The organism is Pseudorhodoplanes sp. (assembly GCF_050250235.1).
Classification (GTDB): Bacteria; Pseudomonadota; Alphaproteobacteria; order Rhizobiales; family Xanthobacteraceae; genus Pseudorhodoplanes.
This window is the reverse complement of the sequence record NZ_JBFWPA010000075.1, coordinates 1-14162: the sequence shown is the minus strand read 5'-3', so window position 1 is coordinate 14162 and position 14162 is coordinate 1. Positions and strand designations below refer to the sequence as shown.

12 protein-coding genes are annotated in these 14162 nt (G+C 61.7%); 3 read left to right on the top strand and 9 right to left on the bottom strand.

The genetic code is table 11. The features are described 5' to 3' along the window. The first annotated feature begins 15 nt into the window (after positions 1-15). Positions 16-429 (top strand): hypothetical protein, encoded by a 414-nt coding sequence (locus tag AB7F49_RS25550; protein ID WP_428527632.1) that lies wholly within the window; start codon positions 16-18, stop codon positions 427-429. 11 nt (positions 430-440) lie between these two features. On the opposite strand, the gene AB7F49_RS25545 is transcribed toward AB7F49_RS25550, so the two are convergent. Then, positions 441-695: a DUF6460 domain-containing protein gene (locus tag AB7F49_RS25545; RefSeq protein ID WP_428527630.1), complete on the bottom strand. Its 255-nt coding sequence runs from the start codon at positions 693-695 to the stop codon at positions 441-443. An 89-nt stretch (positions 696-784) separates the two neighbouring features. Next, the gene (locus AB7F49_RS25540; RefSeq protein WP_428527628.1) at positions 785-2962 is read right to left on the bottom strand and encodes an AsmA family protein; all 2178 of its coding nucleotides are present in this window, start codon (positions 2960-2962) and stop codon (positions 785-787) included. Positions 2963-3141: 179 nt separating this feature from the next. Between AB7F49_RS25540 and AB7F49_RS25535 the strand changes: the two genes are divergently transcribed. Beyond that, positions 3142-5097 carry an acetoacetate--CoA ligase gene (locus tag AB7F49_RS25535; protein ID WP_428527626.1) on the top strand — a complete coding sequence of 652 codons (1956 nt, stop codon included), beginning with the start codon at positions 3142-3144 and terminating at the stop codon, positions 5095-5097. Between the two features lie 72 nt (positions 5098-5169). Here the strand turns inward: AB7F49_RS25535 and AB7F49_RS25530 are convergent, their stop codons facing one another. From AB7F49_RS25530 to AB7F49_RS25520, 3 genes are all read right to left on the bottom strand, one after another. Beyond that, on the bottom strand, positions 5170-6504 hold the full coding sequence (locus tag AB7F49_RS25530; protein WP_428527624.1) for a tetratricopeptide repeat protein: 1335 nt from the start codon (positions 6502-6504) through the stop codon (positions 5170-5172). Positions 6505-6644: 140 nt separating this feature from the next. After that, positions 6645-7988 (bottom strand): tetratricopeptide repeat protein, encoded by a 1344-nt coding sequence (locus tag AB7F49_RS25525; protein ID WP_428527622.1) that lies wholly within the window; start codon positions 7986-7988, stop codon positions 6645-6647. Between the two features lie 507 nt (positions 7989-8495). Then, a complete protein-coding gene (locus AB7F49_RS25520) occupies positions 8496-8813 on the bottom strand; it encodes a hypothetical protein (protein ID WP_428527620.1) in 318 nt (105 codons plus the stop codon). Positions 8814-9107: 294 nt separating this feature from the next. Between AB7F49_RS25520 and AB7F49_RS25515 the strand changes: the two genes are divergently transcribed. Then, positions 9108-9959: a MipA/OmpV family protein gene (locus tag AB7F49_RS25515; protein WP_428527618.1), complete on the top strand. Its 852-nt coding sequence runs from the start codon at positions 9108-9110 to the stop codon at positions 9957-9959. A gap of 65 nt (positions 9960-10024) precedes the next feature. Here the strand turns inward: AB7F49_RS25515 and AB7F49_RS25510 are convergent, their stop codons facing one another. The 4 genes from AB7F49_RS25510 to AB7F49_RS25495 all read right to left on the bottom strand — a co-directional run. Next, positions 10025-11725 (bottom strand): ABC transporter permease, encoded by a 1701-nt coding sequence (locus AB7F49_RS25510; RefSeq protein WP_428527661.1) that lies wholly within the window; start codon positions 11723-11725, stop codon positions 10025-10027. A 72-nt stretch (positions 11726-11797) separates the two neighbouring features. Beyond that, on the bottom strand, positions 11798-12817 hold the full coding sequence (locus AB7F49_RS25505; protein ID WP_428527617.1) for a Fe(3+) ABC transporter substrate-binding protein: 1020 nt from the start codon (positions 12815-12817) through the stop codon (positions 11798-11800). Positions 12818-13030: 213 nt separating this feature from the next. Beyond that, positions 13031-13777 (bottom strand): DUF1194 domain-containing protein, encoded by a 747-nt coding sequence (locus tag AB7F49_RS25500; protein WP_428527615.1) that lies wholly within the window; start codon positions 13775-13777, stop codon positions 13031-13033. A 157-nt stretch (positions 13778-13934) separates the two neighbouring features. After that, positions 13935-14162, bottom strand: a 228-nt coding sequence (locus AB7F49_RS25495) for a sensor histidine kinase (RefSeq protein WP_428527613.1), incomplete at its 5' end; no start/stop codon positions are given.

The following is a 14162-nucleotide window of genomic DNA, read 5'->3' as shown; positions in this document are numbered from 1 at the left end:
GCATCGGAGACTGCAATGCTGCATTTGCCTCGTATGCTTCCTCTTATGACGATCGCTTTGCTCGCGGCTGCGCCGACCGGGCTGTCGGCGCAGACTGCCGCAGACCCCGTAAATTCCCGAAATCTGAAGTCGTACTTGCAGTCCTTTGAAGCATCACCGGACCTGTACAAGGTGATCGGCGAAGATAAGAATTTCCGGGTCATCCTCGCGACCTGGAAACCCGGCCAGAGCGACGCCATGCATAGCCACGCCGGTGATCTCACCAACTACACGTTGACGGAATGTCAGCTGAAGGGTGTGGCGCCGGACGGCAAGGGCGGAGAGCTTGTCCGCAAGAAGGGGACGGTCGGGTTCAACACCGCGAGCGTGCATCAGGTCACGAATACGGGCAACAATGAATGCGTGCTGCTGATAATCGAGCGCAAGTAGACGCGGCAGGCTCACTCGCTCTTTGCGCCCGGTGGGCGGAACAGGAAGATCAGAAACCAGACCGGCAGGATCACAAGCGCGCCAAGCATGAGGTTCGGTGCAGCCCAGTCCCAGGCGCGCTGTCCGTATTCCGTTACGCGCTCGGGCGTCACACCGGCTTCGCGCAGCAGCGCTTCGGCGGTGATGCCGAAATGCGAAAGAATGGTGCCGACGATGAGGGAGGCGACGGCGACCTTCACCAGCGTGCGCAGCGAGGAAAACAGCATCCGCGGTCTCTGATTCGCGTTCGGCGAATCATAGTCGAATGCGCGGTCGCTGCCATGGATGGCGTAGGCGGCCTGGAGAGGCCTTGAGTTTATTCGGCTTTTTCGGCCGGCGCCAACGCAGGATCGGAACTGACGGGGCCGGCAGGTGTGACGTCACGCTCCGGAGCAGCGCCAGTGTCGACCGGTGCCGCGGCCTCCGTCTCGGAGCTAGCGGTAGCGCTGCGGGTAGCCGGGGGCGTTTGCGGCCTTGCCTCCGCTGGCGCCGAAGCGGGCGTGCTGGATACGGCAGAGCCGACGGCCGGCGCGGGCATTGCAGGTGCGGGCGGGAGCGTCGAGCCTTGCTTCGTCAGTGGCAGCGATAGCGGCGACGGCACCGCTGCATTTGTTTCGGGTGAACCGGGCTGCGTGGCAGGCGTTGCGGACGGTACGCGCGCCGCATCCCGCCGTGCGCGCAGGGCTTCGAGCAACGGGGCGGCGGCGCCCGACCGCTGGATCAGGATCTGCGCATCTGGCAACAACAGCGGGTCGTCCCACAAGCCTTGAACCGCGAAAGGCAATTCGAACGGCTTGGTATTGGCGTTTGCCGCGATCAGGGTGGCGACGCCCTTCAGGTCAAGATCGCGGGCGGGGATCGATGCCTCGCCGGCAAGCGCAAGCCGCACCGCCGTGCCGCGCAGGTCCATGTCTTCGACCGTCACGTTGCCCTTGGCAATCTTCATGCGCACCGAAAGCGACTGGAAGGGCGTGCGGCCGGTCCGGAATTCGCTGCCGCCGGAGAGCGGGCGTCGTTCTAGCCGCCGCAGCAATTGCTCCACATTCAGTCCGGTCAGCGCACCCTTGTTCATGGACAGGGTGGCTTCGCCGTCGAGGGTTCGCGTCAGCGCATAGACGCTCGAACCGGTACCCTCAAGCGACAGCGTCAGGTTCCCCTTGCCGTCGATCCTCCGGACGCCGAACAATTCGCCGATGCAGCGTTCCAGATTGACGCCGTCGAACTGGACCTGCGCGGCAAAGGTCGCGCCTTGCTCGCCTCTGGCAAGACCGATGCTGCCGCGGATCACGCCGCCGAAGCCACGCGATTCTCCGATCGTCACGCCAAGCTTGCCGGCGCGAAGATTGGTGGCGACCGCGGTGCGCCCGAGGCTGGAGGAGCCGATGGTCACTTTGCCGGCCGACAGCCGCAAGTCGAGATCGGCGGTCGCCAGGCCTTCGAGATCGAGTCGCGCGCGGTTCCAATCACGCTCTGCGGCCGTCAAGAGCCGCACGGTCGACAGATACGGGGTGAGGTCGAGATGGTCGACCGCAAGCGTTCCCTGCAGGGTCTGGCGGCCGTCAGCGGCGAAGGTCAGCACACCCTCGGCCACATTGCCGTCGAGTTCAAGATTGACCTGCGAGAGCGCGATGGTGCCCCCGACGATGTTGGTCTGCGCCTTGAGCGAGAGCCGCTCGAAGCCGCCGCCGGGCAGCGGCCTCTTGCCGAGCCAGAGCATCGCGCGCCGCAGCGAGGGCGAATCGGCCGAGGTAGTGCCTTCGATTTTCAGGGTCGGTCGCGTTGCCATCGCGCCGTCAAAGGCGAACTTGAACGGGACGCCTGCGACGCGAAGTTTCAGCGCCGAGCGCTCACCCTGCAGCGCGCTGGAAAAATTGGCGAGCGTAACACCGATTTCAAGCGGCTCGCCGCGGTACCGGACGTTGCCGGTGACGGCGAAGCTGCGCGAGATTGCCGGCCACGCCAGCGAAAGATCGGCCTCCGAGACATACTCGTAGATCTTGCGGTAGTCGTCGCGCACCACCACCGTGCCGCGGTTGATGCGGATTTCGGAGAAGGACGGCGTTTCGGAGTCGACATTGCGCCCGTGCGAGGACAGGAGTCGTCCCCAGTTTGAGCGGCCATTGCCGTCAACCGTCACCAGAATGCGCGGCTCTCCCAAGGTGATATCGGCAATGTCGATTCGCCCCATCAAGAGCGGCAGAAAACTGAGCCGTGCCACCAGACGGGTCGCCTGCAACGGCGGCTCGCCCGGGCCGTCACCGAGCGACACGTCCGAGAGCGTCACCTGGCCATAGGGGAATAGTGAAACCGACACGTCCCCGCGCAGAAGCGGGTCGAGGCCCGTCGCAGCCCGAATTTCGGATTTCACAGCCTCACGTACGTGATCCTTGGGGATCAGGAATGATACTGTTGCCAGTGCGGCAAATACGCCCAAAATCAGGGCGACAACCGCGAGAGCCAGGCGTTTGAGGCCAGTGACCGCTGACAACGTCATGTTTTCCGGTTTCGAGGCGGCCGAACTATAGGGGCCATGGGACGCACGGCGCAACCTTGCGCATGCCCAAGACACCATCCCTCTGTGACGCTTTCGTGGCCTGCCGCGGCGCGCCGATCTGCGCTATTTTTCTGATGTATGGGGGCCGGGTACACTCATTCGGCCGGAGGGGGACTGCAATGAACGACACACCGCTTTGGACGCCAAGCCCTGAGCGCGCGAACGCGAGCCAGGTCATGGATTTCATGCGGCAGGTCAATGCCCGGCACGGCCTCGCCCTGAGAAATTACAAGGACTTGCACGCGTGGTCGGTGGCGCATCCGGACCTGTTCTGGGACCGAATCTGGGATTATTGCGGTGTGATCGGCGAGAAGGGCGGCCGTCTTCTGGTCGATGGCGGCAGAATGCCGGGCGCGACGTTCTTCCCGGATGCCCAGATCAATTTCGCCGAGAACCTCCTGCGCAAGACCGGTCCCGGCGACGCCATGGTGTTCCGCGGCGAGGACAAGGTCTCCTACCGCTGGTCGTGGGACGACCTGCATGCCTTCGTCTCGCGCGCACAACAGGCTCTGGCCGCGGCCGGAATCGGCAAGGGCGATCGCGTCGCCGCCATGCTGCCGAATCTGCCCGAATCGGTCGCCCTGATGCTCGCGGTCACGTCGCTTGGAGCGATCTGGTCGTCCTGCTCGCCCGATTTCGGCGAGCGCGGCGTGCTCGACCGCTTCGGCCAGATCGAGCCCAAGATTTTCATCGCGGTCGACGGCTATTGGTACAACGGCAAGGCGATCGACCTGACGGAACGGCTCACCGCCATCGCTGGGCAGCTTCCGACCGCCCAGAAAGTGGTCATCGTTTCCTACCTCAAGACCGCAGACGCGGTCGCCGCCAAGGTTCCGCGCGCGATCACGATCGATGCATTCCTGAAGGGCTTCGCGGCGAAGCCGGTGACCTTCACGCGCTTGCCCTTCAATCATCCCGTCTACATCCTGTATTCGTCCGGCACGACCGGCGTGCCGAAATGCATCGTGCATGGCGGCGGCGGCACCTTGCTGCAGCATCTCAAGGAGCACCGGCTGCAGAGCGACGTGCGTGACGGCGACCGCGTGTTCTATTTCACCACGCTCGGCTGGATGATGTGGAACTGGCTGGTGTCCGGCATCGGCGCCGGTGCCACCCTGATCCTGTGGGACGGTTCACCCTTCGCACCGAAGCCGGATGTGCTGTTCGACTATGCACAGGACGAGAAGATCACGCTGTTCGGCACCTCGGCGAAATATATCGATGCGTTGAAGAAAGCCGATGTGCATCCGGCGAAGACGCACGACCTGTCGTCGGTGCGGGTGATGACCTCCACCGGCTCACCGCTTGCGGCCGAAAGCTTCGATTACGTCTATGACGACATCAAGCGCGACCTGCACCTGGCCTCGATCTCGGGCGGCACCGACATCGTGTCCTGCTTCGTTCTCGGCGATCCGACGGCGCGCGTGTATCGCGGCGAAATCCAGGCCGCCGGTCTCGGCATGGCCGTCGATGTGTGGTCCGACGACGGCAAGCATGTCGAGCAGGAGAAGGGCGAACTGGTGTGCACCAGACCCTTCACCTCGATGCCGGTGATGTTCTGGAACGATCCGGACGGGAAGAAGTACCACGCCGCGTATTTCGACCGCTTCCCGAATGTCTGGTGCCATGGCGATTTCGCCGAATGGACCAAGCATGGCGGGCTGATCATCCATGGCCGATCCGATGCGACGCTCAATCCCGGCGGCGTGCGGATCGGCACCGCCGAAATCTATGCACAGGTGGAGCAGATTCCGGAGGTGCTGGAAGCGATCGCGATCGGCCAGGACTTCGACAACGACGTACGGGTGGTGCTGTTCGTGCGCTGCAGGGAGGGCATCACGCTCGACGATGCCCTGCGCGACACGATCAAAAAGAAAATCCGCACCGGCGCCTCGCCGCGGCACGTGCCGGCCAAGGTCATCCAGATCGCCGATATCCCGCGCACCAAGTCGGGCAAGATCACCGAACTCGCCGTGCGCGACGTCGTGCATGGCCGTCCGGTGAAGAATACCGAGGCGCTCGCGAACCCCGAGGCGCTCAAGCTGTATGAGGGGCTGGCGGAATTGCGGAGTTAGGCGCACGCTGTCCCTCGGCCTGCGTCTTGGCCGCGCTCCAGACGATGCTAAAGCTTGCCGGCTTTCGAGGTGCTAACGCCTCTTTCGAAAGATCATATCGTCGATCTTGAACGTTCCGGTGCTCCGCGCGATGGCGAGATATTTAACGGGCTCCGAAAGCGGAATCTCATGCTTCTCGCTGCCATCAATTGTGAAAACGATCTTCCCGGCGGTGGCCCAGGAAATGTCGACATTAATACTTTGGTCGGCGCGCAGCTTTCTTTTGAAAACGCGATGATTCAGCGTCTTGCCCACGCCGACGACCTGCCATTTCTCAGCATCGACAGTCATTGGACTCTGACCCGAAATCGCGAAATTCCAGGTCGTGAAAGTATTTCCTTTCTCCTGAATGGCCTCAGGAGTGGACGCCACGCGAATAAGCAACCTGGGCAACCAGACCGGATGGCGTCCGAGACTCACCACGGAAATGGTCGTGCGCATGCCGGCGGCTTCATCGAGTCCTTGAAGATATAGAACTTCACTATAGGCGGGATCGGCTGCAAGCTCTAAGCTGTAAACGCGCCCGAACTCGATCCTGTCCGCCTCAATTGGCTCCTGCTTGCTTGCCTCCTGCTTACTTGCCTCCTGCTTGGTTGGCTCTGATTTGCTCGGCTCCGGCTTGCTTGGCTCCCGGCTGGACGCAGCCATGAGCTTCTCCAACTTTCCTTTCGCTTCCTCTTTTGCGCTTGTTTCCGGCTCGTCTGTTCCCTTATCCGCCAAAACCTCGCGCAAGATGTCTATCGCCTCTGCTTTGCGCGATTGATACAGAAGCAAATTTGCCTCTTCCACCCGTTTCCAAAGGCGCTCCCGCATAAGTCCTACAGCCGTTGTTTGGTCTCGGATCGCCGCGTCCACATCGCCTCGCCGGAACTCGATTTCGGCGCGTAGCGCATATGGTAACGACCATGGCGACATTTTGATTGCTTGAGTGAAGTCGGCAGCCGCCAAATCAAGCTTCTCCTGCTTTGCGTACGCTTGGCCTCGACGCATGAAGTAACCCTGTCTGCTACCGAACTTGATCGCCGATGTGTAGTCGGCAATCGCGCGTTCATTGTCACCCTTTTCGAAAAAAGCATTTGCGCGCCTGGAAAAATGGGCAGGGTTTTTTGGGGCCAGCTCGATTGCTTTCGTGTAATCAGCAATAGCTTCGTCACCACGACCTTGGCTGAAATGGGCGTTTCCGCGGAGGTTGTAAGCAGATGCCCGTATCGTCACTGATTCTCGGGCGCCGCGTTGAATAATTTCGGTACAGCCACGAATGACAACGGCCGTATTATCTTCGTTTCGGCAATCATCGTAGCGATCCGCATCTGCATCAGTTGCAACCAGCGCGATCCCGAAAAATACAATTCCAAAAATCCGCAGCATTTCCATCCTCCAATTACGACTCAAGCGGCTTGGATAACGGCACACTAAAAACTCTTGACCGGTGAATGGGACCGCTTTTGACCCACAGTGAGGTCGGCCGAACTCCAAAGCGGTTGCCGAAACTGCCAGCTTTCTAAGTGCTAACGCCCCTTTCGAAAGATCATGTCGTCGAGTTTGAACGTGCCAGTGCTTGGGGCGAGGAGGAGGTATTTCACGGACTCCGAAAGCGGAATCTCATGCTTCTCGCTGCCGTCGATTGTGAAAACGATCTTACCGGCGGTGGCCCAGGAAACATCGATATTAATGCTTTGATCGGCGCGCAGTTTTCTATTGAAAACGCGGTGATGGTGATCCTGTCCTTTGTCGGCGCGCCTGTCCCCCTGGAATTTCATCGCCTCGACGGACATTGGACTTTTACCCCGAAGCGCCAAAACCCATCTCGTGTAAATTGTCGATTTCCCCTGAATGTCCTCTGGAGTGGACGCCACTGCGACAGTGAGTTTGGGCAAGTAAGTCGGGTGGCTTCCAAGACTCACCACGGAAATGGTCGCGCGCATGCCGCCAGCTTGCTCCAATCCCTGGAAAAACAGGGTTTCAAAATGGGCGGGTTCGGCCGCAAGCTCTAAATTGTAAACGCGCCCGACTTCGATCCTGTCCGGCTCATTTGAACCCTGCTTACTACTTGGCTCCTGCTTGCTTAACTCCTGCTTGCTTGGCTCCTGCTTGCCTGGCTCCTGCTCATTTGCTGCCCCGCCGGATGCAGCCGTGAGCTTCTCCAGCTTTTCTTTCGCTTCCTCTTTTGCGCTTGTATCCGTCTCGTCAGTTCCCTTATCCGCCAACACCTCGCGCAAGATGGCTATCGCATCTGCCTCGCGCGATTGAAACAGACGCAGGTCGGCCTCGGCCAACCGTTTCCAAAGGCGCTCCTTTGTTAGTTCTACAGCCTTTGTTTGGTCCCGGATCGCCGCGTCCAAATCGCCTCGCCTGGACTGGATTTCGGCGCGTCGCATATACGCTCCCGCAGATGTGGGAGACATGCGGATCGTTTGACTGAAGTCGGCCAACGCCAAGTCAAGTTTCTCCTGCTTTGCGTACACCAGGCCTCGATTCGTGAAGTACCTGAAGTCGCTACGCAACTTGATCGCAGATGTGTAGTCGGCAATGGCGCGTTCGTTGTCACCCTTGTCGCGATAAGCATCTCCGCGGTTGTAAAAGCGGTTTGGGTCTTTTGGGGCCAGCTCGACTGCTTTCGTGAGATCAGCAACAGCTTCGTCGTGACGACCTTGAATGGAATAGGCGTTTCCGCGGTTGGTGTAAGCAAATATCCGCGCCTTTGTTGTCCGGTCGCGTTGAATAATTTCAGTACAGCCGCGAATGACCACAGCCATATCGTCTTCGTTCTGGCAATCATCGTAGCGATCCGCATCTGCATCAGTGGCAAATAGCGCGATCCCGAAAAGAGCAATTCCGAAAATCCGCAGCATGGCTATCCTCTTGTTTCCACTCACGCGGCCGGATTTCCATTCGCGCGGCCCGGATAAGGCCACTACAGCACTTCATACCACCCATTGATACCATCCGGCAAATATGGTCCGCACGCGGAGGACGCCGGGTTAGGCGTTTTGATGGGACCGGAGGCTGGTCATGGGGAAGTTTATACGCGAGTTCGAGCTTGTCGCGGACGCCTGATCAAGGATCGGGTGTGACCCAGTGTGGTGGATCGGAAGTCCGCTTCATTATCGATGCAACTTGGTCAAGCGAACTTCCGATCCAAACCAGAATAGAATCAGCGCGCTTCGGTGTCCTGCGAATCCGAAGTTCGCAAAAGGAGGTGCGGCAAAATCATGCGAACTTCGGATTCGGGACACCAGGTGCGGGCTTCGTATGACCTCGGTTTGGACCCATCGCAATTGCACGACTGGGTGAGGAAGTTCGCCGACGATTCGCAGATTGCGGTGCGGGCACGCCTTGGCTCACCCTACGCAGCCTCGCTAGCCCTCAAGCTCCTGATACACGTCCATTTCCACATTCGGCGCCATCGAGCGCCAGACCTGCAGATAGGCCTGCACCCGGGGGTCGGACGCGAGCGACTGCCGGTTGGCCTCGATCGATTTCGGCGCGTCGTATTCCATGATCTGGAGGATTTTCGCGCGGTCGTCGGCATTCTGCAGATAGCGCACCTTCACCTCGCCGAAGATCGTGGCATAGGGCTTCGCCGACTTCAGCATGGCGAGGAAATGCGCATTGTCCGCCGACGGCAGCGTGAACTTGAAATGCAGGATCCGGCGGACGGTCTTCTCTTCGGCCATTGTTGCTCCAAGGCGGGACGTGAGAGTGCGGCAGGAAGGCTAACCCATCAAGGGCTTGGTTCGCACGTCCGGACTGATAATCCGCAATGGCCTGATGCGGATCGCCGCTGCACAGGACCGGCGGCGGGAGAAGGTATCCGGGCGCTCGTCCCCTCGGTCTGGCAGCCTTGGCTGGGGCGCCTGTTGGCGGCTCTGACGGCCTCGGGTGACGCGCCCAGAGCACAGTTCGCGCAAATTTTGCCGCAGTGTACGATTTTACCCAAATCTTAATGGAGGAGCTGTTAAGCAGCCAGCATGGAATCCTCACGCTCGCCCCGCCATTCGCTCGCGATCCTTGCGTCCACGGCCCTCGCAGGCGTCCTGATTCTGGTCGGCTCGCCCGCGACGGCGGCCGACATTCCGCCAGCCCCCGCGCGCGCGCCGGTGGTTGTCGAGCAGCCCTACGACATCATCATCGAGCTCGGTGCCGGCGCGCAGGTGCGGCCCGACTATCCGGGCGCCAAGAATTACGAGGTCTGGCCGACCGGCTTCGTCACCCTGCATTATCTCCAGCTGCCCGGCTTCGGCGTGGTGAAGAATGCCCGAACCAGCGAGCAGGGCTGGTCCTTTGGCCCGTCCTTCAACCTGCAGTCCGAACGAAAGGCGTCCGACTATCCGGAACTGTTCGGCCTGAACGACGTCGACATGACCTTCGAACTCGGCGCCAAGGTCGGCTACACGTTCGACTGGGTCCGTCCCTGGGTCGCCGTCCGCTACGGGCTCGGCGGCCATAGCGGCATCGTCGGCGAAACCGGCCTCGACTTCATCTTCCGGCCGACGGAGGTCTTCCGCTGGTCGGTCGGTCCGCGCGCGACCTTCGCCAATCGCGATTACATGGAAACCTATTTCGGGGTGACGCCGGCCGAATCGGCATTGTCCGGTACGCTCGCAGCCTTCTCGCCCGGTGGCGGCTTCAAGAGCGTCGGCGCCGAATTCAACGCGCGCTACGAGTTCGCTCCGCAATGGGCGGTCCGCGGCGAGTTCATCTACGAGAAACTGATCGGTGACGCCGCCGACTCGCCGATCGTGCAGGTCGGCGATGCCAACCAGTACACAGCGAAGCTCGGCCTGACCTATACCTTCGCCTGGAAGCTGTTCGGCAACTGACCATCGGCGCGTTTTCGAGCGAAGCCGACGCCGGCTCTCGAAAACAAAATGCCTGGACCAATGGCTCAGCGCGAAGAAGACGCGATCGGCGCCGGCGCAATCTCGGAAAAGCGGGTGAGGTGGATCACCGGCAGGATTCCGACCGCAACAATCAGCAACGCGGCCAGCGCGCCCTCCTCGAAATTGCCGCGCGTGGCGAACTGATAGATGTAGGTCGACAGCGTCTCGACATTGAGCGGTCGCAGCAGCAGCGTCGCCGGCAGTTCCTTCAGGCAATCGACGAAGACCAGCAGCGCCGCGCCGCCGAGTGCCGGTCGCGCCAGCGGGAGATGGATCAGCCAGGCGATCCCCGGTGGCCTTGTGCCGAGCGTGCGCGCGACGTCGTCGATCTCGTGCGGGATGCGGGCAAGTCCCGCCTGGGCCGAGCCGGTCGAGATGGCAAGAAAGCGGATCACATAGGCGACGATGAGTGCCGCGCTCGATCCGGCAAATATCAGACCGAGCGGCGGACCGCCGAACAGGCGGGAGGCAGCGTTGATCAGATTGTCGATGCCGACCAGTGGGGTCAGCAATCCGAGCGCAAGCACGGTGCCCGGGACTGCATAGCCGAGCCCCGCTACCACGATCGTGCCGCTGGCGATGCGCGAGCGCACCATTCGCACGGCGATGGCGGCGGAGAGGCCGAGTGCAATCGCGATCACGGTCGCCGCCGCCGACAGCATCACCGTCGTCGCGGTATGGCCGATCAGGTCGGAATCGAAGCCATAGATCAGGCCGCGGCCGATCACCTCGTGAGTGAGGCGCGCGGCCGGCAGCAGAAAGCCCAGCAGCACCGGCAGAAGGCACAGCGCAAGCGTGAACCATGCGGTGCGGCCCGTGAGACGGATGCGCGAAACGATACGCCCGTTGCGGCTCGATACGATGAAGCGCCGGTGGCGCCGTCCATGCCGCTCCAGCGCCATGAGTGCGATCACGGCGATCAGCATCACGCAGGCGATCTGCGCGGCGCCGGGCAGGCTCGAACGATTGATCCAGGTGTTGTAGATCGACAGCGTCAGTGTCTGGACGCCGAGATATTCGCTGGCACCGATGTCGTTCAGTGTTTCCAGCAGGGCAAGCGACAGCCCGACAGCGAGCGCCGGACGCGCCAATGGCAGCGCCACGTGCCGCACCAGCCCCAGGCGCGAAGCGCCGAGCGTACGCGCAACCTCGATCAGCGACGCACTCTGGGTCAGGAACATCGCCCGTGCCGCGAGGAAGACGTAAGGATAGAGCACGATGCCGATGACGAAAATCGCGCCGGGCAGCGAACGGATCGACGGAAACCAGTATTCCGCGGCGGTCTGGTATCCGAACATGGCACGATACAACTGCTGTACCGGGCCGATCGGATCGAAAATGTCGACATAGACATAGGCGACGATATAGGTCGGGAACGCCAGCGGCAGCGGCAGCAGCCAGCACAGGGCATCGCGCCCCGGAAACTGATAGGCGGTGACGGCCCAGGCCGTGCCGATCCCGACGATTGCCGCGATGACCGCAACGCCTGCGAGCAGCAACGTTGTCTGATAGATCGCGGTCGGCAGCACATAGGCCGCAAGATGTGGCCAGATTTCCGCGTCACCTCCGAGGGCAATGACGGCGAGACTGAGCAGCGGTGCGAGCACCGCAACGGCGGGCAGGGCGACCAGCAGCATCGCAAAAAGATGCGAGCGCCGCGAAAGGAATCGCGGCGCCCGGATTGCTTCGCTGCCTGTTGCGAGCATCACTCAGGCATCTTCATTTGGCCGCCCGGCCGCTTGACGCGGGTACGGCGAGAAATCGGCCGAGCGGGCGTGTCAGTTATCGAATCCGACCTTGTCGACCAGATTGGCGGCCGCCTTCTTGAATTCGGCAATCTTGGAGATGGGCATGGGATCCGCGTTCAGCTTGCCGTAGCCTGCGATGATCGGATTGATCTCGATGCCGGCCTTGACCGGATATTCGTAAACGCTGTCGGCGTACATGTGCTGGGCCTTGTCCCCGGCGAGCCACTCGATCAGCTTCATCGCGTTGGCCTTGTTCGGAGCGTGTTTGGCGAGCACGACGCCGGACAGGTTCACATGGGTGCCGCCGCCGGCAAAGGTCGGCAGGATCACCTTGGTGGCCTCGGTCCAGCCCTTCTGCTTGGGATCCTTGGTCATGAGCGCCCAGTAATAGGTGTTGCCGATTCCCAGATCGCATTTGCCGGCTGCGACGTCGCGCGCCTGATCGCGGTCGCCGCCGGAAGGCTTCTGCGCCAGATTGGCCTTCAGGCCCTTCAGCCATTCTTCGGCCTTCGCCTCGCCGTGCTTGGCGATGACCGCGGCGATCAGCGCATTGTTGTAGATGTGCTTGCCGGGACGGATGCAGATCTTGCCTTTCCATTTCGGGTCGGCGAGCTCTTCATAGGTGATCGCATCCTGCTTCACGCGATCCTTCGAGGCGTAGATCACGCGCGCGCGCATCGAGATGCCGGCCCAGTGACCTTCCGGATCGCGATATTGCGGCGGAACCGCCTTGTCGATGACGTCCGACTTGATCGGCTGCGTAATGCCCGCCTGGACGGCATCTTCCAGCCGGCCGATATCGACGGTGAGCAGCACGTCGGCGGGGCTGTTGGCGCCTTCGGTCTTGATCCGCTGATCGAGGCCGGACGAAGCCGAGATCGCATTGACCTTGATGCCGGTGTCCTTGGTGAAGGCGTCGAACAGCGGCTGAATGAGCTTCTGCTCGCGATAGGTGTAGACGTTCACTTCTCCCTGGGCTGCAGCCAGACTTGGCAGTCCAATTGCAATCGCGCTTGCGGCCGCCACGGCCAACATGCGGGTCTTTGACATCGGTGCTCTCCCGGTTGGATTTTCGCAGAGCTAATGGTCAGGGAACACACAGCGTCAAGCCAAATTCCAATGTTAGATCAATAGGTTGGAATGATTCCAGAGTGCAGCAGTCTGGAATCGATCGAAACAAGGCGTTTGACGCTTGAAGGGATTGAGCCTTTGGCGGTCCCGAAAATCTCGGTGCGAACGGCTGCGGGGCTGCAGCCAAATGCCTCACGGATGCGCGGCAAGGCCGGTCGTCGCGGGCGGCGGAGACGACGCGATTTCGGCGATCAGCTTCGAGATCAGGGCCTGTCCGAAGGACTTGAAGCCTTCTGCCACGGTGACGAATGCACCCGGTCCGCCGATCACGTTGTCCTGGAAGTATCGGGCAAGACCGCCCGGCGGATTGGTGTGTTCCGGGTTCCAGGGAAGCGGCTTGTCGCTCAGGATGACGAGCCCGTTGATGGTGACGCCTTGCGCGAGTGCATCCTCCCGCGCGGCAAGCAGACCGCGCCCGGAATTGTGCGTGCCGTCGCCCGATACGTCGATGGTGCGCCGGGGCGCCTCGAACGGCGCCCGCGCCAGCATCTGCATGGAGAAATCGATCGCGCCGGAGATCGAGGTGCGGTCCGCGAAGGAGCGCGGTGCCTCGACGAGTGAATCGGAAAACTTGCGCGCGGCTTCCAGGCCGTCGATCAGAGTCCAGTCGATGACGATTTTCTGCGCGCCGGCACCGGACCATTCGACGAAGCAGACCGCGATCTTGCGGTTTGCGCCCGACATGATTGCGTTGATCACGCGCGGATCGGTGATGGCGGCCGCATAGCCGTCACGCTGAAGCTGAAACTTCGGATGATCGACACTGCGTGACACATCGGCGGCCAGCACCAGGAGCAGGTCGACCATTTCCGCGGCGCGCGCGGGCAGCGCTGACGAAATCAGCGTCAGCACGGTCAAAAAGACGCGCAGCATCGCCATTGACGCACTCCCGACGGAGCGATCGCTCGCTGCGCCCGAAATCAACCCTAGCAATGTCTGTGGCGGAAGTCAGCCGAAGCGAGACCGAGGTCCCGAACCGGAATGCCGGATATGCAGGCTGGCCGGGTCTCGCCGCGCGCCGCCCGCGACCATACCGCTATTCGGGAAGAACGCGCCCGGCAGGGAACACGATCTCGACCAGCGTCCCCGCGTTGACGGCGCTTTTGATCGAGAAGCGCGCGCGGTTCGCTTCGACCAGTGCATTGGTCAGCGGCAGGCCGAGCCCGGTGCCGTTGGCGTCGGTCCGCGGCGAGGTCGTGAGCTGGCGGAACGGCTGCAGTGCGGTCTCGATGTCCTTCTCGCTCATGCCGACGCCGGTATCGCG

Coding starts and splice junctions, on each gene's coding strand:
- AB7F49_RS25545 (WP_428527630.1), bottom strand. CDS start 695: ATGCTGTTTTCCTCGCTGCGCACGCTGGTGAAGGTCGCCGTCGCCTCC.
- AB7F49_RS25530 (WP_428527624.1), bottom strand. CDS start 6,504: ATGCTGCGGATTTTTGGAATTGTATTTTTCGGGATCGCGCTGGTTGCA.
- AB7F49_RS25525 (WP_428527622.1), bottom strand. CDS start 7,988: ATGCTGCGGATTTTCGGAATTGCTCTTTTCGGGATCGCGCTATTTGCC.
- AB7F49_RS25550 (WP_428527632.1), top strand. CDS start 16: ATGCTGCATTTGCCTCGTATGCTTCCTCTTATGACGATCGCTTTGCTC.
- AB7F49_RS25515 (WP_428527618.1), top strand. CDS start 9,108: ATGGAATCCTCACGCTCGCCCCGCCATTCGCTCGCGATCCTTGCGTCC.
- AB7F49_RS25540 (WP_428527628.1), bottom strand. CDS start 2,962: ATGACGTTGTCAGCGGTCACTGGCCTCAAACGCCTGGCTCTCGCGGTT.
- AB7F49_RS25520 (WP_428527620.1), bottom strand. CDS start 8,813: ATGGCCGAAGAGAAGACCGTCCGCCGGATCCTGCATTTCAAGTTCACG.
- AB7F49_RS25535 (WP_428527626.1), top strand. CDS start 3,142: ATGAACGACACACCGCTTTGGACGCCAAGCCCTGAGCGCGCGAACGCG.
- AB7F49_RS25505 (WP_428527617.1), bottom strand. CDS start 12,817: ATGTCAAAGACCCGCATGTTGGCCGTGGCGGCCGCAAGCGCGATTGCA.
- AB7F49_RS25500 (WP_428527615.1), bottom strand. CDS start 13,777: ATGGCGATGCTGCGCGTCTTTTTGACCGTGCTGACGCTGATTTCGTCA.
- AB7F49_RS25510 (WP_428527661.1), bottom strand. CDS start 11,725: ATGCTCGCAACAGGCAGCGAAGCAATCCGGGCGCCGCGATTCCTTTCG.